Raw genomic sequence first — 19,914 nt, 5'->3', positions numbered from 1 at the left:
GGCTCCTGCATCTCCGCTTGATGAGAAAATGCAGAAGGTTTTCAAATTAACCCAGGATGGAAAAAATAAAGAAATCGGACAGGCTGTCCAGGAGGCACTTGATGCAGGATGTGATCCAACTGCAATCCTCAACGACGCCATGATCGGCGCCATGGCAGTTGTTGGCGATAACTTTAAGAAAGAGATTATTTTTGTACCACAGATGCTGGCTGCAGCCAGAGCCATGAAGGCTGGTGTGGAAGTACTGAAGCCATATCTTGCAACCGGAGAGGCCGGAAGCGCAGGAACCATCATTCTTGGAACGGTTGCCGGAGATCTTCATGACATTGGTAAAAATCTGGTTGGAATGATGTTCGAAAGTGCAGGCTTCGAAGTAATTGACCTTGGTGTTGATGTGCCGATCCAGACTTTTATTGATGAGGTAAATAAGCACAAAGAAGCAAGCATTGTAGCACTTTCCGCTCTTCTTACCACTACAATGCCGTCACTTCGTGACACAGTAGCGGCACTTCTGGAACAGCCATTCAGAAGCAGGATTAAGATCATGGTTGGCGGTGCGCCGATCAGCCAGGAGTTTGCAGATGAGATCGGAGCAGACGCATACACAGAGGATGCAGCTTCTGCAGCAGAGTGTGCAAAAAAATATGCGGAATCCGGATTCTGTGCAAAGGCAGCAGCCGGGGAATTTGACCAGGTTTCAGTAAAGGGCGAGGAAAGCGTAACTGTAGGTGCGGAAGACAAGGAGAAAAATATTGCGATGACTGATGCGCAGACAAAGTCAGAGCCGGATGCAGAAGAAACTTCGGAAAATGATTACTACGAAACATCCGAAACTAATGGTACCTGGGTACGCAGACCGCTTCATGAGGCACCTCATTTTGTGAAGGATAAAGTGGATCTGAGCAAAATTCAGCTTCCAAAACCTGGTGAAGGCTACAAAGTAAATATGGAAGCTGCCAAAGAGAAATTCCGCAACTACTGGGCGCATAAGAACACGGGAAGACCGCTTATGTGCGTAATCGCAAGAAGACCTGAGGTGGAGCAGTACTCCGACGGAACACCTGTAGAGGGCGGTTATCTGGATCAGATTTGTCAGGGAAAATACTATAATATGCCGGAAGAACTGAAGTGGAAAGATATGGAGGACAAATACCAGAACCCTCAGAGAATTGTTGACCGCTATCGTTACTTCTGCCAGACACATGCATTCCTTGGAGAGAGCTTTCCGAATCTGAATATTGATTTTGGACCAGGCTCACTTGCTTCTTATCTTGGTTCTGAAATTGGGTTTAAAGAAGATACAGTATGGTTTAACAAATGTCTGGACGGTTGGGACGGTGTGCCGAAGCTGACCTTTGATCCGGAGAATAAATGGTTTAAGAAACATCTTCAGCTTGCAAAGGATTGTCAGGCACTTGCCGGAGATGACTTCTATGTGGATATGCCGGATCTTATGGAAAACATTGATGTTCTTGCCTCTCTTCGCGGAGCGCAGGATATTCTGTTTGATCTTCTGGATGAGCCGGAAATGATCGGGGAAAGAATCCAGGAGGTAACGGACATTTATTATGAATATTATGACCGTTTTTATGATGTTATCAAAGATGAAGAAGGCGGAAATGCATACACCGTATTCCAGATCTGGGGACCAGGCAGAACGGTGAAGCTTCAGTGCGATTTCTCAGCAATGATGTCACCGGAAGATTTCCGTAAATATATCCAGCCGTCCTTACGCAGTCAGTCTGAAAATGTAGATCATGTACTTTATCATCTGGATGGTCCGGCTGCAATTAAGCACATGGATGCGCTTATGGAAATTGAGGGAATTGATGCTCTTCAGTGGACCAGCGGTGATGCCGGTCCGGACGGAACCCTTCCGGATTGGGATGTGATCTATGATAAAGCAATTGCAGCAGGCAAATCCATCTGGGTAAAGGTATATTCCGGTGAGTTTGAAGACTGGATTCGCAACGTAGACCGAATTGTAAATAAATACGGCTCCCACAGCCTTTTCCTTCTTTTCCCGGAAATGTCCATGGAGCAGGCTGCATATCTTCTTGATTATGCAGACCGCAACTGGAGCGATGTGAAGGGAACTTTTGTAGAGTCTCTGGGACGCTGAAACATATGCAATCCTATTGACGGAAGCAAACTCATATTCAAATTAAGTTTATTTTGTTAACTCCATAATAAAAACCACAAAGCGCCGGCAGGTAAATCTGTCGGCGCTTTGCGTTGTCTGTATGAGATATACAACGTGCAATAATTCATATAAAACTAATAGGAATAATTATAATATTTGTGTAATTAGTACAAAAAACAATAAGAAAGTATAAAGTAACAGGAAGAAAATAGAAGAAAAAGTTTTTTTAAAAGATATAATTGAAATTAATACGCGGGGGAAACACAAAAATTGAATGGGGAAAAGAGGTATTTCAAACTATGAAACAGAAAGCTATGGATGTAAAACTTGTTGTAAGACCATTGATCGGTTGTCTGACACATACTCATTTCTGGGAGGGACCGTGCCGTGCCGGACGAAAAGAAGACATGACTGTAGAGGCAGAGACAAAGGTTGCTGATGAAACCTTCAAAAGCTCTGTAGAGTCCCTGAAGGACGTGATTAGCGAGGTTGAATTTAAAGAGGCATTGGATGTAAGATATAATGAATCCTTTGTTGTAGAAAAAGAAATGTTCGACAAGATCGGTGAAGATGTAGATGAAATTGACTGCTTCCTTTGCATGGGATGGAGAATTCCGAAGCTGGAACGCTACAGAAAACCGGTCATTATCTGGCAGAATGGAAATGAGGGCATTGATTTTGCAGCATATTGCCGCTCAATTGGCGTGGAAGCATATGTGGCAATGGATCTTCAGGATGTAAATGAAATCGCACATATTCTCTGGGTAAGAAAAGCAGTTCGCAATACAAGAGCACTTGTGCTGACCGCAGGTTCCCAGCCTACATTTGGAATTCAGAGCCTTATCCGTGATCCGGAGGTTCTTCGTCAGCGTTATGGATTTGAAGTGATCAAGCTTCCATTCACATCTATTTTCAAATATATGGATGAGATTACGGATGAAGAGGCAAAGCCAATTGCGGATAAGCTGATTGCTGGTTCTACAGATACTCAGGTAAATACCGACTGGTTTATCAATGACATTAAATATTATCTTGCAGCAAAGAAAATGATGGATATTTATGACTGCAATGCATTTTCCACAGCCTGTCATGAGCTTTGTACGACGGAAATTCCACAGAACCGTAAATTTACACCATGCATGTGTCATTCAATTATGAAGGATGAGGGAATTCCAAGTGGATGCGAGGAAGACTTGAATGCACTTATGGCAATGCTGATCATGCAATACGCTGCAAACCGTCCGGCCTTTATGGGAAATCCAAATCATGAGACAGATGAGCTGCTCAGGATCCATCATGCAGTTCCGGCACTTTGTATGAACGGATACGGAACAAAACCGCTGGAATACAAGCTGTGGGCATTTACCGGACAGGGCTTCGGCGGTAAGCTTCAGGTTGATTTTACACAGAACGAAGACGATTATATTACACTTGGTCGTTTCAATCCGGCAGGTGATACCATGTGCATTAAGAAAGGAAAAGTAATCCGTTCGGAATATGCCGAGACCTATTGCAGCCCGTATTACTATATCCAGATGGATGATGCAAGGGAGTTTATGCACAATCTGGCTGGCTTTGGACATCATCAGGTTCTGATTTTTGGTGATTATACCAGGCTGATCAAAAAAATTGCAAAGGTTATGGATTTCAATATCCTGGAAGGATGAGTTAGATGATCTATCTGAACAATGCGGCCACTTCCTGGCCTAAGCCTTCCTCTGTATGTGAAGCTGTACAGGCGTGTCTTATGGACACGCCTGCTTCGCAATTCCGGGGAGGAAGCGATATATTAAAAAAAGATGCAGAAGAGCTGTGCAGGGAGAAGCTTGGAAAGCTTTTAAATATCAGTGACTATCATCGGATTTTTTTTACCTCAGGCGCAACGGAGAGTATGAATACATTGCTTTGCGGCCTGAATTTCGGGGAAGAAGGTCAGGCTGTTCTTGCAACACAGACAGAGCATAACAGTGTACTTCGGCCGCTGATGAATCAGACAGTGAAAGACACACATCCTGTATGGATCGTTCCCTGTGGGAAAGATGGGGCAATAACAGAACAGGCTCTTGAGAATACATTGAAGAAAGCAACAAAAACAACTGGAAAAAAGCCATCTGCCATGATCATCAATCATTGCTCCAATGTGACCGGATATATACAGGATATGAAAATGGCAGCTGATTTTGCCAGAAAAAACAACCTGCTTTTAATTACAGACATTTCCCAGAGTGCAGGATGTATTCCTGTGGATATAGATGGCTGGAATGCAGATGCCGTTGTTTTTACAGGGCACAAAAGTCTTCTTGGAATCCAGGGAACAGGCGGGTTTTATATCAGAGAGGGCATTTCCCTGAAACCATTAAAATACGGAGGTACAGGGCGAAACAGTCAGCAGCTCACCTATGAAAATGGTGATTACGAATATGAAGTGGGAACACAGAATATTCCGGGAATTACAGGGCTTCTTGCAGGGACTGAGTATATACTCCAAACAGGGCTGGACTGGATACAGAAAAAAGAAGAAATGCTTATGGAGCTATTGTATGAGGGACTGAAAAAAATAGATGGCATTCAAATTTACGGCAGTCCAAAAGGGCGCAGAGGGCCTGTTTTGAGTATGAATTTCGATGGCTTAAAGGCTTCTGATGCAGCTTATATACTGGAAAGCGGATATGGGATCACAGTCCGCGCTGGACTGCACTGCTCGCCGCTGATCCATCAGGCAATGGGGACAGAAAACGGTGGAACTGTGAGAGTCAGCATCTCCTGGTTTACCGGGGAAAAAGATATTCAGGCTTTTCTGACAGCTGCCGGACAGATTGCAGCTTCCTTAAAAAGGTAGCTGAATCTGATGAAATCGTGTGGAAAAATTATCTGAAGGGAACAAAAGTGAAAATGAAAATTCTTGGGAAACAGCCTTCAAGGGAGAAATGCGCAGAATCCGGATGGTTTGCAACGGATTATCTGCTGGATCAGCCAATAGACAGAGAGTTTATACTGAGTCTGAAACCTCTTGGAAGCTTTGTATATCTGGATATGCTTAAAGAGCCTTTTTTCAAAATAGAAAGTGATTATTATATGATAAAAGGTGTCCAGGGAAAGGATTATTTCAGAATCGCAGTTCACGGAAAGCATGAGGAAGAACTGGAAAAACTGGAAAGATTTCTGGGATAAGGAGTCCGGAAGGGAGATTGCAGGTCAGCAGGAATTCTGCTATACTGTGCATATGACACAGCTACAGGAGGCAGAAGATGAAACTGGAACGTGACAGCATTCCTCTTGATAAGGAGTTTCCTTTTCAGATATCAGAGGTAGAATTAAATCAGGCTAACAGCCGCCCGGGAACCTGGCACTGGCATAGTTATTTTGAGATCACCTGGGTTCTGGAAGGCAAGGGGAATTATTTTGTCAACGGCCAGGAATACACAATGGAGAAGGATGATATTATCATTTTTAACAATGTGGAGCCTCATGGATGGAAGCTGCTTGGCGGTAATATGAAGCTTCTGGTAATGATTTTTTCTCCGGAATTTGTAGCTGAGAAGATCAGTGTGTTTGATGCAGAATATCTGAAGCCGTTTGTGGAGCGAGGAAGTAATTTCAAGAACAGAGTTGGGCGGGAAGAGAAGGTAAATGAGGAAATCCGGATCAGTATCCGCGAAATCCACCAGGAGTGGAATGAGCGTAAAGAGGGCTATCCGCTGATGATCAAGGCTAATGTTCTTCGAATCCTTACCATGCTGATCCGCGCATATCAGGATGAGACCAAGTCAGGGGAAATGCTTAAGGAAAAGAAAAACGCAATGAAACGCCTTGAGCAGGCTTTCACATACATAAATGATCATTATTGTGAGAAGATCACCCTGGAGGAAGTGGCAGCCTCTGTTTATATGAGCTCCAATTATTTTTCCTCCTATTTTCGCAGGGTGGCCAATATCAGCTTCAGCGATTACGTAACACGGCTGCGGGTTAACAGGGCGCGTGAAATGCTTCGGGAAAACGGGGCGAATGTAACGGAAATTGCCATGGAATGCGGTTTTAATAATATTTCAAATTTTTACAGACTGTACAAAAAACATATGGGAAAAACTCCTGGAGATGAGAAGAGTAAAAATAATTAAAATTCAGGAGCGGATATGACATAGACCGATCAAAGGCTGGCATGTTAGGATGAAAGTAGGAAAGTTTGTCCTGATATGGCGGCCTTTTTAACTGATTTAAGGAGGAAAAGAAAAAATGATAAAAACGGAAAGCTATGTGCAGGAAGCAGCCGGGGGAATGGTTTATCGTCTTATTCCGGTGACAGAGGAAATTATCCGCTGCGTGATCGGAAAAGAAGAGATCAGAGAACCGGAGTCGCTTATAATTGAAAAAAAGGATTATCCTGAAGTTGCTTTTGAAGCAGAAGAAAAAGAAGGCAGGCTGAATGTAAGAACAAAAAAGGTTCTGGTTTCTTTAAATCTGTCTGAGGGATGTGTGGAATGGAAGCATGCGGATGGCAGCAAATGGTGCACCCAGAATAAGGCAGATCTGACGAAAATTGATGTGGTACGTTACACGACCGGTGGAGAGAAGCCGATTATCAATCGCGTGAAAACTGTAGATGGAGAGCGTAATTTTATTCAAAATCTGAAGCCGGAAAAGGTACGCGAGGGCTATCGCGCCAGAGTTTTCTTTGACTGGAATGAGGAGGAAGAGATTCACGGCCTTGGACAGGCTGAGGAGGGAATTTATAATTACCGCGGTCATAATCAGTATCTCTACCAGCATAATATGAGAATTCCCATGCCTCTTTTTGTTTCCACAGAAGGATATGGAATCCTGTTTGACTGCTGTTCTCTTATGACCTTTAACGATGAGGGGCGGGAGTCCTACCTGTTCCTGGATACAGTGGAGCAGATTGATTATTACTTTATGGGCGGCGGCTCTATGGATGGAATTATCCGCGATTATCGTTATCTGACGGGAAAAGCGCAGATGCTGCCGAAGTGGGCTTACGGATATATTCAGTCAAAGGAGCAGTATTATACAGCGAAAGAGCTGGAGGAAATCGTCCGTCATTACAGAGAACTTAATGTTCCGCTGGACTGTGTGGTCCAGGACTGGAACACCTGGGATCCGGGAAACTGGGGCGAGAAAATTCTGGATCAGTCCCGTTATGGGGATAACAAGGAATGTATAAACCGGATCCATGAAATGCATGCACACACCATGGTTTCCGTATGGCCAAATATGAATGCCGGCGGTAAAAATCACCAGGAATTTTTCGATGCAGGTTATCTGCTTTATGATTACGCAACTTATGATGCATTTAATGAAAAGGCCAGGGAAATGTACTGGAAGCAGGCAAAAGAAGGATTGTTTGACCAGGGCTTTGATTCCTGGTGGTGTGATTCCACAGAACCTTTTTCCGGTCCTGACTGGGGCGGCGCAGTAAAAAGAGAGCCCTGGGAGCGCTTTTTGATGGTTGGAGGCGAGCATAAGAAATATCTGGATCCGGCTGTGGCAAATGTTTTTGCGCTGGAGCATGCAAAGGGAATTTACGAAAATCAGAGAAAAGACCGTGAGGATATGCGTGTATTAAATCTTACACGTTCCGGTTATGCTTCCGGACAGAAATATGCAGCCATGTTGTGGTCCGGGGATACCTGTGCTGACTGGGAAAACCTGAAGATCCAGATTGTGGAAGGCCTGAATATGGGACTGAGTGGTTATCCGTACTGGACTCTGGATATCGGAGCATTTTTCACTGTGGCAGATAAATGGCAGAATCGCGGCTGCGGATGTAATACAGATCCTGAGCCTAAATGGTTCTGGCAGGGGAAATATAATGAGGGAGTGAAGGATAAGGGATACTGTGAGCTTTACACCAGATGGCTACAGATGGGCACTTTTCTCCCTATGTTCCGTTCTCATGGAACAGACACACCAAGGGAAATCTGGAATTTCGGGGAAAAGGGAACCATGTTCTACGACGCCATTGAGAAGTTTATTAAGCTGAGGTATCATCTGATGCCGTATATTTATTCCCTTGCAGGGGCTGTGCATTTTGAGGATTATACCATTATGCGAAGTCTGCTGTTTGATTTTCCAGAAGACAGGGAAGCCAGAAAGGTGGAAAATGAGTTTATGTTTGGTCCGTCCCTGCTTGTTTGTGCAGTCACAGAGCCCATGTATTATGGACCTGAGAGTACGCCTGTTGACCGTGAAAAAACATGGAAGTGTTATCTTCCGGCAGGAACCGGCTGGTATGATTACTGGACAAATGAAAAATATAAGGGCGGCCAGTATGTAACAGTGGAAGCACCTATCGACAGGATTCCGGTTTTTGTAAAAGCAGGAGCGGTAATCCCTGTTGCAGACGGGCTGGTTTATGCTCAGCAGGAGCCCAAAAAGCCGATTCAGCTTATGGTTTATCCTGGGGCAGATGGTGAGTTTGTACTGTATGAGGATGAAGGAAATAATTACAATTTTGAAAATGGCGCGTATGCAATTACAAAGCTTGTATGGGATGAAAGCGCCGGCAGGCTGAACATTGGAGAAAGAGAAGGAAGTTTCCCGGGAATGAGGGAAGCAGTGTACCAGACTGTGATTGTAAAATAATCGGGGGGTTTATATTATATGATAGCAGAACGAAATAAAGCGGTATTTACCCAGCCTCCGGAATCAGTGCCGGATGGCAATGTGGATGTATCCGGCGGTGGAAGATGGAAAATCTGGCAGAATGCCGGAACGAAGATTGATGCTCCCATTCTTGGAAATGGAGATTTGCTGGCTGCTGTGGCAGGAAATGCAAGGTATCCGCAGTTCTGGTTTACTACAAATGATTTCTGGCAGATGGAAAGTGCAGCGAACTGGGAGTTTTTTCATGATAACAATTCTGCCAAATGTGATCCTGCTGTAAGTGGGGGCAGTCCAAGACCTGTTGGCCGTATGGTGTTTGACATTCCAGCTATGGAGGATGCGAAGTGGTATACGGAACAGAATTTTGCAACGGCAGAAACTATAACAATATTAACAAATCCTAAAGGCGAGAAATGTGCTCTGAAAAGCTGGATGGCAGCAGATGAGAATGTTCTTGTGGTGGAGTTTGAAACGGAGACAGACCTGGATCTGGAATTTGATTTTTATTTTCCGGATGAAACGGGGAAAGGCTGTGATAAAGCAGTTGATATCTGGGGAAGCGGTGAGTCAGAGAAAATTCAAAATGGAATGTTTGTAGGGCTTGTGACAGGACGGCCGCTGCAGGTGAAGAAAACCGGAGGTGGTATTGTAAGTGGCTACAGGCAGTTTTCCGATCATGTGGACATGCCGACGAAGGTTGGATTCGCAGGGGGATTTCTGAAAAAAGAAAAGGCAGAAAACAATGTGTCCGCTGAAAAATCCAGAGAATTCGGAAATGCTTATGACTTACGTGACAGAAGCACCAGAAGAAGAATAAAAGCCGGTGAGAGGGCAACTTTTATTTTGGCAGTGCGTTCCTGGGCGAAATGCAGCAGACCTTATGAATATGCTTTTTCAAGAACAAGGTGGATAACTGCAGAAGATGTGGAAAATCTCCGCACCCGTCATCTGGCATGGTGGAAAAGATTCTGGAGCATGTCGGAAATCTCTCTGGACGATCCGGTGATCGAGCAGAGATATTATCTGTCAAAGTATATGCTGGCAAGTTTGTCACGGGATCCGGATTATCCGCCGAATATTCTTGGAATCAGTACTTTTGACCGCCCTGCGTGGAATGGAAATTACAAGATCAATTATAACCATCAGTCACCTTACCTGAACCTGATGGTTTCCGGGCACTTTGAACAGTCCGATCCACATGATGCACCTTATCTGAAATTAATGGAGATTTCAGACGAGATGTGTAAGCGCCTTCTTCATCATGAAGGGCTTTATTATCCGCTTGGACTTGGTCCTGATGGGGTGGTCAGTGAGGCATTGCTCCTGCATATGAAATCACCGGCACTTCACGGTGCACTAAATATGATCTATCGCTATGAAATCAGTCAGGATACAAGGTATGCCTGGAAGGTTTACCCATATCTCAGAGGAGTGGCTGAGTTCTGGGAAAAGGATCTGGTTCTTCGGGATGGCGTTTACCATGTGGTTGGAGATGGCATGCATGAGCGTACAGATGGAAATATCAGGGAAAATGGTGTGCCGGAGGATCCTGTAAATACTCTGGGGTATCTGAAAACATTTTTTACTAGGCTTCCAAAAATCAGTGAGGCATTGGAACTGGATGAAGAAAAACGAACGAAGTGGCAGGAAATTGCCGAAAATCTGGCACCATATCCAAAGGGAACCATTCGGGAAATTCAGGACAATCCTACATTGTGGAAAGAAGTGGATGTGAAGCTGGAGGATTTGCTTCCCCAGGAAATGCTGGATAAAGAAATTTATTATGATGAGGGTGTTGGCGGAAAGTGGTCCTTCCATTTTCCTGGAAATATAATGCATATTTATCCAGGGAATGCAGTGGGTCTTGGAAGTGATCAAAAAGAGCTGGAAGTGGCGAGAAACACAGTGCATATTCACAGCCTGGTGGAGAACAAGCTGGGCGAGCTGGAGTATAAAAAGGCTCTTGAGAGAGCTGCTGATGAGAAAAAAGAAACAGTTGTAAAGCATGCCCATTTTTATAAAGCAGGGGCATTTAATGCGTCTAATCTGAGCTGCCTGTTTTTTACTGCAGCTGTCCGTACAGGCTACGACCCGGATATTATCTGGAATGAAATGAGGGATATGATTATTCATCGTGGAATTCCAAACGGCTTTCTGAAAGAAAATCCGCATGGAATTGAGCAGTTGAACACTATTCCGGATGCAATTCAGGAAATGATGCTTCAAAGCTATGAAGACGTCATCCGCATTTTTCCTGTATGGCCAAGAAAAAAACATCCAAATGCTTCTTTCAGGAATTTTCGCGCATGGGGTGGCTTTGAGGTAAGTGCATCCCTTAAGGATGGGGAGATAGAAAAGGTCACTGTGCTAAGCCACAAAGGGAATACCTGCCGCGTGGAAAACCCCTGGCCCGAAAAAAGTGTTATAGTGAAATACGGTTACAGTGGACGGGAAGAGGTGTGTTTTGGGGAATACCTGAGTATTGAATTACAGAAAGAGGAACAGGTTTTGCTGTTCGTATTGTAATAAGCAGGCTGTCGGGATACTATGATTTTTATCCCGACAGCCTGTTTTATCCCCGGAATTCCAGAGGACTTTTCCCTGTGTATTTTTTAAAAATTCTGCTGAAATATCCCTGGTCATGGTAGCCGCACATTTCTCCGATCTGTTTAATGGACAGCCCCGGTTCGTGGAGCAGAAGTCTCTGGGCGTGGCTCATTCGCAGGTTGATCAGATACCTGGAAGGTGTACAGTCGTAGACCTGGCAGAAAATTTTGGTCAGGTAGCTGGGACTGTAGTTCATATTATCTGCGATCAGGTTCAGATTAATGTCCTCGCTGTAGTTTTTTACAATGAAATCTTTCAGTAATGTGGCAATCTGAGTTGGCGTCATGGCAGCAGTCCGGGCATTAAACACCTCTTCGTAATCATTTCCGGCAATCTGAAATTCCTGTTTGATCTTGGAGAGAGCTTCTTTAAGCTCCTCTGAATCAACTGGCTTCAGCAGATAATCAGAAACCTTTAAAGTGATGGCCTTTTTTGCATATTCGAAATCTGAAAATCCACTGGTGATAATAAATTTAGTAAATGGAAACTGCTCCCTTACTTTTGTGAGCAGGGTGATTCCATCCATCACAGGCATACGGATATCCGTAACTACAAGATCAGGGCTGAGCTTTTCTACCAGAGCCAGAGCCTGATCGCCTGTTTGTGCAGTTCCTGCCACCTGAAAATCCGGATCCGCTTTCTGGATTTTCTGGACAAGATTTGTGAGCAGAAGTTCTTCATCATCCGCAACGATGACAGTGTACGTCATACTGTTTTGATTCCTCCTTGCTTATTCACTTATGCAGTCAGTTTCATCTGCTGATTTAGCTGTCTTGGAAAAATACCGTCCAATAGACACGATTCCGTGCCCATCAGCGGTATTTCCATATCTGAAAATAATGTCTCCTTTACAGAATATTTTCCATCTGAGATACACATTTATAGTTCCCAGCCCATTTATTTTTAGTTCCGGAAGTCCCGGATTCTGAATGGCTTTCATAATGTTGGCAGTGATCCTCTCTTTGGCTTCCTCTGTAAAGCCAGGACCGGAATCCGTTACTTCAATCTGCCAGCTTCCTTCCGTGACCATGCTGGTGATCGAAATGTTCCATGGCGGTGCACAGTTCGAACCATAGCGAATGGCATTTTCCACAATAGGCTGGATGATCAGCTTGGGGACTGGTTGGGAAAGAAGGCTTTCATCTACATGGATGCTGTAATTCAGGCTGGACTGATAACGGACCTTCATACAATACAGATATTTCTGTACATAATCCAGTTCATCCTTTAAAGTGACCGTTGTCTCTGTGGTATTGGTAATATAACGCATGATCCGGGAAAGATTCCGGCACATTTTTACCACGGTCTCAGAATCTCCGTTCTCTGCCAGAACTATAATGCTGGACAAGGTATTGTAGTAAAAATGAGGATTGATCTGTGTCTGCAAAGCCATGCTTCTGGCTTTCATTTCCTGCTCCTTAGCCTGATTCAGCTGCTCCATGGAATCCTTCAGATTGTCGCTCATCAGCTGAAAGGCCTGGTAGAGCTCTTCCAGTTCATTAACGGAAACCGGATATGCAGTTACCTTTTCCTGTCCAAGTGTATCAAGCTCCATGCGCTGAATAATATGCTTCAGATGCTTTACCGGTTTTACGACTGAACGGGAAAGCCGGTAGGAAATAAAGATGGAGATTGTCAGAAACAGCGCAACAATTGCCGCAAGAATACGAAGCAGATTGTAAACCGGAGCCAGAACTACAGATTCCGGCTGAATTGTAAGATAGGTATAGCCGGTATAAGAGGATACGGCCTCTGCTGCATACTCTGTTTTTCCTGTAAGAGGACTGATAAAAGTGAGGGCTGAATCATCTCCCTTGGTAAGTTCATAGTAGGGCTGAAGTGCTGCTTTGTATTCCTGGGAAATATCGTAGGGATAGATCAGATCGCCATTGCTGTCAAAAACATAGATGCTGGCAGCATCTTCATGGTTCTTTTTTTTATAAGTGATGATACTTTTAAAAACAGATTTGCACTGCTTGGCTGTTTCAATCACACCCACGCCACGTTTATATTGATTATTAAAGGATCGGTACAGGGAAATAAACCACTGGTCATAGGTGGCTGTTTTTGTATATTCTCTGGTACAGTAGGGTGGAGTAAGGACTTTTTTTCCCTCCAGTTCACGGGCGACCTCAATCCACTCATCCTTTGAGCCATCCGTCTTTTTGACTATAGTTGAGATGCCGGCTTCCAGAACATATCCGGAAAAATCATAGAGATTTACCTGATCTGCCTTCAGCTCGGTTCCGGAAAGGGAAATAAACAAATCAGACATGGCAGAAAGCATGTTGCTGGAAATATTTAAGTTGAAGGAATTGTCCAGAATGGTTTTTGACTGATTGCTGTAGTTAATGTTTACAGATACTGCATCCAGATTGCGGATCGCGGAATCTACCTGAGTCTGAAAGCTGGAATTGAGAGTGTTCATGGCACTGATCTGACTTTGCTTGAGCTGTCTGGAAACAAAAGCATAGAAAAAAACAGCAAAAGAAAAAAGAATCAGGCAGGCCAGACTGATATAGGCAAAAAAAAGCTTGGATTGTAAACTGCGTGATTTCATCTGGCGATACCTCCTGTAATTGTTTTGCCCGCGCTGCTGACTATATTATGAAAGCAGATGCAGAAATCCATGTGTGAAACATTAAAAATCAGTATATCATATTTGTTTAAAAAGTACAAATAAATGCTCGAAAACAGAGAAAATATATATAAGAATTTCGGGTGACTTTTCGAAGAAACATAAGCTTATGTGAAAAAAGTATAATATGTGGTGAAAAAAGTACAAATTGAAAGTAAGAATATCCATGGATTAAAAAGCATCTGGCTGATAAAATAATATCATCAAAAGAACAGAGGAATCAGCGGAGATTCCTGAATGAGGTAAATGCCATTTTATTAAAAGGAGGATATGTAAATGAAAAGAAAGAGTTTTGTGGCAGTGGCTTGTGCAGCAGCAATGATCGCGTCCATGACAAGCGGACTTACCGTATTTGCAGAGGAGACTGCAGATTTTTCCGGTGAGGAGCTGAGTATTCTGGTATCAGCAGGCTGGATGGATAACAGATATGATGCAACAATCGAGCGTTTTGAAGATACTTATGGTGTAACAGTTGACCTTCAGACTATTCCGGCTGACCAGTATTCTGACCTGCTTCAGTCCAAACTGGCTACTGATTCCTGTGCAGATATTTTCTGGATTCAGTCCAACCCATTTGCAATCGAGTCTACAATCGTTGATCCAGAGAAATACTGTATTGATTTCACAGGAGCTTCCTGGGAAGATCTTATGCCGGAAGCAAGAAAAACATCCTGTGTATACAATGATAAATTATACGGACTTCAGATCTGGCACAATTCACCAGAATATGTAATGGTTTATAACAAAACATTGTTCGAAGAGAATGGTTGGGAGATACCATCTACTTATGCAGAGCTGAAAGACCTTTGCGCTAAGATCGCAGAACAGGGAATTACTCCATGGTTTATGCCAGGTGCAGATGGATGGCAGCATCAGCTGGCATTCTTCCAGATCGGTGGTGTTTACGAAGAAGCTACACCAGGACTTTACGATGCTTTGAATACAAATCAGGCTACATTTGCTGACAATGAGAAAATGCTTGAGGTTCTGAACGAGTTCAAAGAGCTTTCCGATGCAGGATATTTCGGAGAGGACTGGATTGGAACTGACAGCACCAACCTGACAAATGAATTTGGCGACAGAAACATTGCAATGGCTATGGCAAACTCCAGTTACATTCAGCAGATCAAAGATGACACAGGCACAGAGGATGAGTTTGGTATGTTCCTGATCCCACTTGGCGATAACACCTGGTATCCGACCAACCCGGCTGGACCTACCATGTTTGGTTACAAGGGAACAGAGCATGAGGATCTTGTAAAAGAATTCTTCAATTTTGTTACAACCACAGAGAGTCTTCAGGAAATCCTTGACAACTCTCCTGCATACACAAACGTTGATATGAACGATGATGCAATTGAGCAACACTGGCTGCCAGAGGAAGAAGAGTTCCTTGCAACAGTAGATGACAGCAAGAAGAGCGTATCTGTTCTTCAGACTGGTACCAAATATACAAACGACTACTGGATGCAGTTCGGTCAGGATATGGTTGCGTTCTGCCAGGGCGAAATGGAAGCAAATGACGTTCTTGCAAATATGGACACCAACCGTGCAGAGGCTGCCAAGACAGTTGGCGATGCAAACTGGAACTAAATAAAGTTTTTCGGTAAGAAATTGACATAATTATTTAAGCATAAGATATTTAATAAGGGTATATCTTCAGTGCGAAGGAGTGATTCCTTCGCACTGTTTGATAAAGGGGAGGTATCGCCTTTGAATAAGAAGAAAATTTATCCACAGTGGTTTCTGATACTGCCGCTGGCTTTGTACATTATCTTTTTCCTGCTTCCCAGTATAATGGGTGTTGCATATTCATTCACTGACTGGAATTCAAGAAGTGTATTAAATGGTATTCATTTTGTCGGACTTGACAATTTTAAAGAGATTTTCACATCAAACAAAGATTACTTAAGCGGTATTGGAAATACATTGAAATTTACCATTATTTCCAATATTGTGAAGCTGATTCCGGCACTTCTGATTGCCATCATGCTTCAGGAAGGACTGAAAGGAAAGGGACTTTACAGAACACTTTTGTATCTGCCGTCTATCCTTCCTTTTGTTATCATTGGTCTTGTTTTCAAGTCCATTCTCAACTATAACAATGGTCTTTTAAATGCAATTCTGGATGGTCTGCATCTTGGAATCCTGAAACAGAAATGGCTTTCGGATCTTGGCGTTGTGTGGAAATCCATTTATGGTGTGGATGCATGGAGAGGTATTGGTTATGTAATGACGATTTTCCTTGCCGGTCTTAATACCATTCCGAGATCCTACTATGAGGCAGCTGAGATCGATGGGGCAAACTTCTGGCAGAGGCTTCGGTATGTGACACTTCCAATGCTCAGCGGCGCCATTATGATCAACCTGGTATTTGGTATTACCTATGGCCTGAAGGTATTTGATATTGTTTACGTTCTCACAAACGGTGGCCCTGGACATGCAACAGAGGTTCTTACCACCTATGCATTCCAGCTTTATTCCAGAGGTCAGTACGGTATGTCTTCTGCTTTGAACAGTATTCTGCTTCTGATCACAGCAATTGCTGGTGTTGTAATTGTTAAAACTTTAGGAAAACAGGAGGTACAGCAATGACAAAGAAAAAAGTTCAGAATCTGCTGAAACATCTGGTCTGCATCCTGCTGTGCCTGACCGTTATCCTGCCTTTTTATATGGTAGTTATAAACTCTTTCAAGAGTAAAGGCGAGGCTTCCCGAATGAGTCTTGCCCTGCCGAAGGAATGGCTGTTTTCCAATTATACCGAGGTTATTGACAAAGGAAACCTGATCCAGGGATTTTCAAACAGTTTACTTTACGCACTGGTCGCAACCACTCTTGGTGTTGTGCTCTGTGCAATGGCTGCCTTTGTAATGTGCCGCAAGCGTACCAGATTAAATGTATTTTTATATTATTTCGTACTTTGCGGACTGTTTTTCCCGGTTAACTATGTAACATTGGTGAGAGTATTAAGCACCCTTCATCTGAACGATACACGACAGGGAATTATTATGGTGTTTACAAGCGCCATGATTCCGTTCTGTGTGTTTACTATCCGCAACTTTGTGGTTTCCGTTCCGGTGGAACTGGATGAGGCAGCTGTCATTGACGGCGCAGGCCCTATCAGCCTGTTTTTTAAGATTATCATGCCTCTTCTGAAGCCAACTATGGTGACCTGTTTTATCCTGCAGTTCATGGGTGTGTGGAGCGATTTCCTGACTCCATTGTATCTGTCAAGCAAGAGTAAAATGTTCCCGATGACTATGGCTGTTTATCAGTTCTTTGGAAAAAATAAAAGCTACTGGAACTATATTTTTGCTGATATTGTACTTACCTGTATTCCGGTTGTAATCGTGTATATGATCGGACAGAAATATATTGTGGGCGGTATGACATCTGGAGCAGTGAAAGAGTGATAAGTTTTTTCTGACAAATAATAAATTCCTTCAGGAGCGTGCGAAAAATCAGGCTCCAGGCCGGAAGTATTTCTTTGAGTTATCAAAAGAAATATTTCCGGCTATTTTTATGTAATAGGAAATTCCGTTGGAATCTCCTATTACATAAAAAGCCCTGCCGGGTAGGATCGCACTGCGGCGGAGAGGCAGATGTCGCATGAAGCGACCCGCCGCAGGCGGAGAATCCTGCAAAGCAGGATTCTTTCATATGTAATAGAAAATTACAAAAATTTGACGGAAAGAGGTATTTAAAATATAATAAACAATAAATGGGTACGGTGCCTGTCAGCTTGGCTGGCGGGTGAAAGAGGAAGAAATTTGTGATGGAAGTGGGGCGGAGTTTTTATGCTAAAATTCAAGGAATTATTAAGGGTTGCAATTGTAGAGGATGATGATTCCTATGCAGAAACCCTGCAGGAGTATCTGAATAAATATGAGCAGGAGAATGAGGTAAGATTTCAGGTTGTCCGCTATGAGGATGGAGCAGACCTGGTGGAAAAGTATCATGGGGATTTTGACATCCTGATCATGGATATTGAGCTGAAGTTTATGGATGGAATGACGGCAGCCCAGCATATCCGTAAGATGGATTCCAATGTTATCATTATTTTTGTGACAAATATGCCCCAGTTTGCCTTGAAGGGCTATCAGGTTGACGCATTGGATTATGTGCTGAAGCCAATTTCCTATTATGCTTTTTCCCAGAGGCTGGAACGGGCATTGGAGCGTATGGAGAGAAGAAGTGCGAAAAAATATATCACACTTCATCTGAAGGGAAGGGTTCAGAAGGTCAATATTTTAAATATTATGTATATCGAAGCCTTGCAGCATGACCTGATCTATCATATGGATAAGGACGGCGTTACCTATACGGTACGTGGAATCATAAAAGATCTGGAAGCTACCTTGAAGGACTATTATTTCTTCCGGTGTCATAAAGGGTATCTGGTGAATCTGGCCTATGTGGAAAGCGTAGGAGAGGCAACTGTGCAGATCGGAGAAGAGCAGATTCCGGTGGCGAAACTACGCAAGAAGGAATTGCTGAATGAATTTAACCGGTATATCAGTGAGGTGAGCAAATAATGACAACGACAGATGGAACCCCAGGACTTTATTATGCATTTGCATATGCGCTATATTCTGCACTGGTAATGTTGCTTCTAAATAAAGACAGAAAATGGAAAAAAGAGATTCCAGGAACTATCCTGATGACGTTCCTTATCTTCTGGATCATTATCGTAACGGATGGTTATCAGAATATCAGCCAGGCCTTGTATGTGCCCATCAGTGGATTTATTGTTCTGGTGCGTTTCTTCTATTTGAAATTTGCATGTGAAAGAAGCTGGATGGAAACCTGGTATTATACTGCGTGGGCGCTTATGCTGTCAGAATGCTGTGCCGCGATCCAGTGGCAGCTGTACTACTTCTTTGTGGATGGAGATGTAAAGTCGCAGACACTTTTGACACAAATTCTGATGTTGCTGGTTATTCATGGCATTCTTCTGGTGATCTGCTGTGTGGCAGGACGCGAAATCCTATATAAATGGGAACAGCCTGAGATCCGTCTGCATGAAGTTTTCAGTACCGGATTTATTGTACTTCTGGTGCATCTTGCCAGCAACATCAGCTGCTTTTGGTCCAACACCCCGTTGTCAGCGGCGACATCCAGGGAATTTTTTCTGCTGCGTATGGTAATAAATCTCTGTGGCGTGGCGGCTCTTTATGTGATACATATGCGGATGATGGATGAAAAATGGCGCTATGAAGTGCAGATTCTGGAGAAGACATTGCAGTTCCAGAAGGATAACTATCAGACAATGGAAAACAGCACTAATCTGGTAAATCAGAAATATCATGACCTGAAACATTATCTCAATGTATTAAAGTCAGAGGCTGGTGAAGAAACGGTACGGCAGCGTCTGTTGGAAATGGAAAATGAAATAAAAATATATGAGGCACAGAATAAAACAGGAAATAAGGTTCTGGATACAATTTTAACTGCGAAAAGTATTGAATGTCAGAGTAAGAAAATTCAGATGAACTGCATTGCAGATGGCAAGATCCTGTCGTTTATGGATCCTTTTGATATCAGCATTTTGATCGGAAATGCCCTGGATAATGCAGTGGAAGCAGTTATGAAATTCCAGGATCCGGATAAACGTCTGATCTATATTACCATTGAACAGGTGAAGCATTTCGTGAGAATCCGTATCGAAAATACAGTTGCCGAGGTTCCGGCATTTGACCACGGCATTCCTCTGACAACCAAAAAAGATAAAGAAAATCACGGATTTGGAATGAAAAGCATGGAGACCATCGTAAATAAATATGACGGTTCCATTATGGGAAAAGTAAATGGGGAATGGTTTGAACTGCAGCTGCTTTTGCAGATGCAGGAAAGGATGTCCGTAAATTAAAATCAGAAAAAGACCAATAAAAAGTAAGCGGTTTGT

14 protein-coding genes are annotated in these 19,914 nt (G+C 43.3%); 12 read left to right on the top strand and 2 right to left on the bottom strand.

Going from position 1 to position 19,914, the window contains the following annotated elements; all coding sequences use genetic code 11:
* Positions 1–28: 28 nt before the first annotated feature.
* The 7 genes from ACESTK_RS03380 (at position 29) to ACESTK_RS03350 (ending at position 11,290) form a co-directional block, all read left to right on the top strand.
* The gene (locus ACESTK_RS03380; RefSeq protein WP_373118753.1) at positions 29–2,122 is read left to right on the top strand and encodes a corrinoid protein; all 2,094 of its coding nucleotides are present in this window, start codon (positions 29–31) and stop codon (positions 2,120–2,122) included.
* A 320-nt stretch (positions 2,123–2,442) separates the two neighbouring features.
* Positions 2,443–3,810 (top strand): hypothetical protein, encoded by a 1,368-nt coding sequence (locus tag ACESTK_RS03375; RefSeq protein WP_373118682.1) that lies wholly within the window; start codon positions 2,443–2,445, stop codon positions 3,808–3,810.
* 5 nt (positions 3,811–3,815) lie between these two features.
* A complete protein-coding gene (locus ACESTK_RS03370) occupies positions 3,816–4,982 on the top strand; it encodes an aminotransferase class V-fold PLP-dependent enzyme (RefSeq protein ID WP_118577583.1) in 1,167 nt (388 codons plus the stop codon).
* 53 nt (positions 4,983–5,035) lie between these two features.
* Positions 5,036–5,314 carry a hypothetical protein gene (locus ACESTK_RS03365; RefSeq protein WP_118577797.1) on the top strand — a complete coding sequence of 93 codons (279 nt, stop codon included), beginning with the start codon at positions 5,036–5,038 and terminating at the stop codon, positions 5,312–5,314.
* Positions 5,315–5,391: 77 nt separating this feature from the next.
* Positions 5,392–6,261 (top strand): AraC family transcriptional regulator, encoded by an 870-nt coding sequence (locus ACESTK_RS03360; RefSeq protein WP_118577582.1) that lies wholly within the window; start codon positions 5,392–5,394, stop codon positions 6,259–6,261.
* Positions 6,262–6,376: 115 nt separating this feature from the next.
* Positions 6,377–8,743 carry a TIM-barrel domain-containing protein gene (locus ACESTK_RS03355; RefSeq protein WP_373118679.1) on the top strand — a complete coding sequence of 789 codons (2,367 nt, stop codon included), beginning with the start codon at positions 6,377–6,379 and terminating at the stop codon, positions 8,741–8,743.
* Between the two features lie 18 nt (positions 8,744–8,761).
* Complete coding sequence (locus ACESTK_RS03350) at positions 8,762–11,290, top strand: glycoside hydrolase family 95-like protein (protein ID WP_373118676.1); 2,529 nt, start codon at positions 8,762–8,764, stop codon at positions 11,288–11,290.
* 46 nt (positions 11,291–11,336) lie between these two features.
* Here the strand turns inward: ACESTK_RS03350 and ACESTK_RS03345 are convergent, their stop codons facing one another.
* Both ACESTK_RS03345 and ACESTK_RS03340 read right to left on the bottom strand, forming a co-directional pair.
* Positions 11,337–12,080, bottom strand: coding sequence for a response regulator (locus tag ACESTK_RS03345; RefSeq protein WP_373118673.1), 744 nt, complete (start codon positions 12,078–12,080; stop codon positions 11,337–11,339).
* Positions 12,081–12,101: 21 nt separating this feature from the next.
* Positions 12,102–13,931: a histidine kinase gene (locus ACESTK_RS03340; RefSeq protein WP_148461551.1), complete on the bottom strand. Its 1,830-nt coding sequence runs from the start codon at positions 13,929–13,931 to the stop codon at positions 12,102–12,104.
* A 354-nt stretch (positions 13,932–14,285) separates the two neighbouring features.
* On the opposite strand from ACESTK_RS03340, the gene ACESTK_RS03335 reads away from it, so the two are divergent.
* The 5 genes from ACESTK_RS03335 (at position 14,286) to ACESTK_RS03315 (ending at position 19,878) form a co-directional block, all read left to right on the top strand.
* Positions 14,286–15,602 (top strand): ABC transporter substrate-binding protein, encoded by a 1,317-nt coding sequence (locus ACESTK_RS03335; RefSeq protein ID WP_118577574.1) that lies wholly within the window; start codon positions 14,286–14,288, stop codon positions 15,600–15,602.
* A 120-nt stretch (positions 15,603–15,722) separates the two neighbouring features.
* Positions 15,723–16,604: a carbohydrate ABC transporter permease gene (locus ACESTK_RS03330; RefSeq protein WP_226854495.1), complete on the top strand. Its 882-nt coding sequence runs from the start codon at positions 15,723–15,725 to the stop codon at positions 16,602–16,604.
* Positions 16,601–17,422, top strand: a complete 822-nt coding sequence (locus tag ACESTK_RS03325) for a carbohydrate ABC transporter permease (protein WP_173718072.1) — start codon at positions 16,601–16,603, stop codon at positions 17,420–17,422. Before ACESTK_RS03330 ends, ACESTK_RS03325 begins: the two co-directional genes overlap by 4 nt.
* A 384-nt stretch (positions 17,423–17,806) precedes the next feature.
* Positions 17,807–18,544, top strand: coding sequence for a LytR/AlgR family response regulator transcription factor (locus ACESTK_RS03320; RefSeq protein ID WP_373118669.1), 738 nt, complete (start codon positions 17,807–17,809; stop codon positions 18,542–18,544).
* Entirely contained in the window at positions 18,544–19,878 is a 1,335-nt protein-coding gene (locus ACESTK_RS03315; RefSeq protein WP_187565213.1) for a sensor histidine kinase, read from the top strand. Before ACESTK_RS03320 ends, ACESTK_RS03315 begins: the two co-directional genes overlap by 1 nt.
* Positions 19,879–19,914 lie beyond the last annotated feature (36 nt).

It is taken from the genome of Ruminococcus sp. Marseille-P328, from assembly GCF_964249465.1.
Lineage (GTDB): Bacteria > Bacillota > Clostridia > Lachnospirales > Lachnospiraceae > Blautia_A > Blautia_A faecis.
This window is presented reverse-complemented; position numbering and strand designations above follow the sequence as displayed.

What these genes read in the sequence shown, in the direction of transcription:
- ACESTK_RS03355 (WP_373118679.1), top strand. Translation starts at nt 6,377, where the DNA reads ATGATAAAAACGGAAAGCTATGTGCAGGAAGCAGCCGGGGGAATGGTT.
- ACESTK_RS03370 (WP_118577583.1), top strand. Translation starts at nt 3,816, where the DNA reads ATGATCTATCTGAACAATGCGGCCACTTCCTGGCCTAAGCCTTCCTCT.
- ACESTK_RS03315 (WP_187565213.1), top strand. Translation starts at nt 18,544, where the DNA reads ATGACAACGACAGATGGAACCCCAGGACTTTATTATGCATTTGCATAT.
- ACESTK_RS03375 (WP_373118682.1), top strand. Translation starts at nt 2,443, where the DNA reads ATGAAACAGAAAGCTATGGATGTAAAACTTGTTGTAAGACCATTGATC.
- ACESTK_RS03335 (WP_118577574.1), top strand. Translation starts at nt 14,286, where the DNA reads ATGAAAAGAAAGAGTTTTGTGGCAGTGGCTTGTGCAGCAGCAATGATC.
- ACESTK_RS03320 (WP_373118669.1), top strand. Translation starts at nt 17,807, where the DNA reads ATGCTAAAATTCAAGGAATTATTAAGGGTTGCAATTGTAGAGGATGAT.
- ACESTK_RS03325 (WP_173718072.1), top strand. Translation starts at nt 16,601, where the DNA reads ATGACAAAGAAAAAAGTTCAGAATCTGCTGAAACATCTGGTCTGCATC.
- ACESTK_RS03345 (WP_373118673.1), bottom strand. Translation starts at nt 12,080, where the DNA reads ATGACGTACACTGTCATCGTTGCGGATGATGAAGAACTTCTGCTCACA.
- ACESTK_RS03380 (WP_373118753.1), top strand. Translation starts at nt 29, where the DNA reads ATGCAGAAGGTTTTCAAATTAACCCAGGATGGAAAAAATAAAGAAATC.
- ACESTK_RS03360 (WP_118577582.1), top strand. Translation starts at nt 5,392, where the DNA reads ATGAAACTGGAACGTGACAGCATTCCTCTTGATAAGGAGTTTCCTTTT.
- ACESTK_RS03340 (WP_148461551.1), bottom strand. Translation starts at nt 13,931, where the DNA reads ATGAAATCACGCAGTTTACAATCCAAGCTTTTTTTTGCCTATATCAGT.
- ACESTK_RS03350 (WP_373118676.1), top strand. Translation starts at nt 8,762, where the DNA reads ATGATAGCAGAACGAAATAAAGCGGTATTTACCCAGCCTCCGGAATCA.
- ACESTK_RS03365 (WP_118577797.1), top strand. Translation starts at nt 5,036, where the DNA reads ATGAAAATTCTTGGGAAACAGCCTTCAAGGGAGAAATGCGCAGAATCC.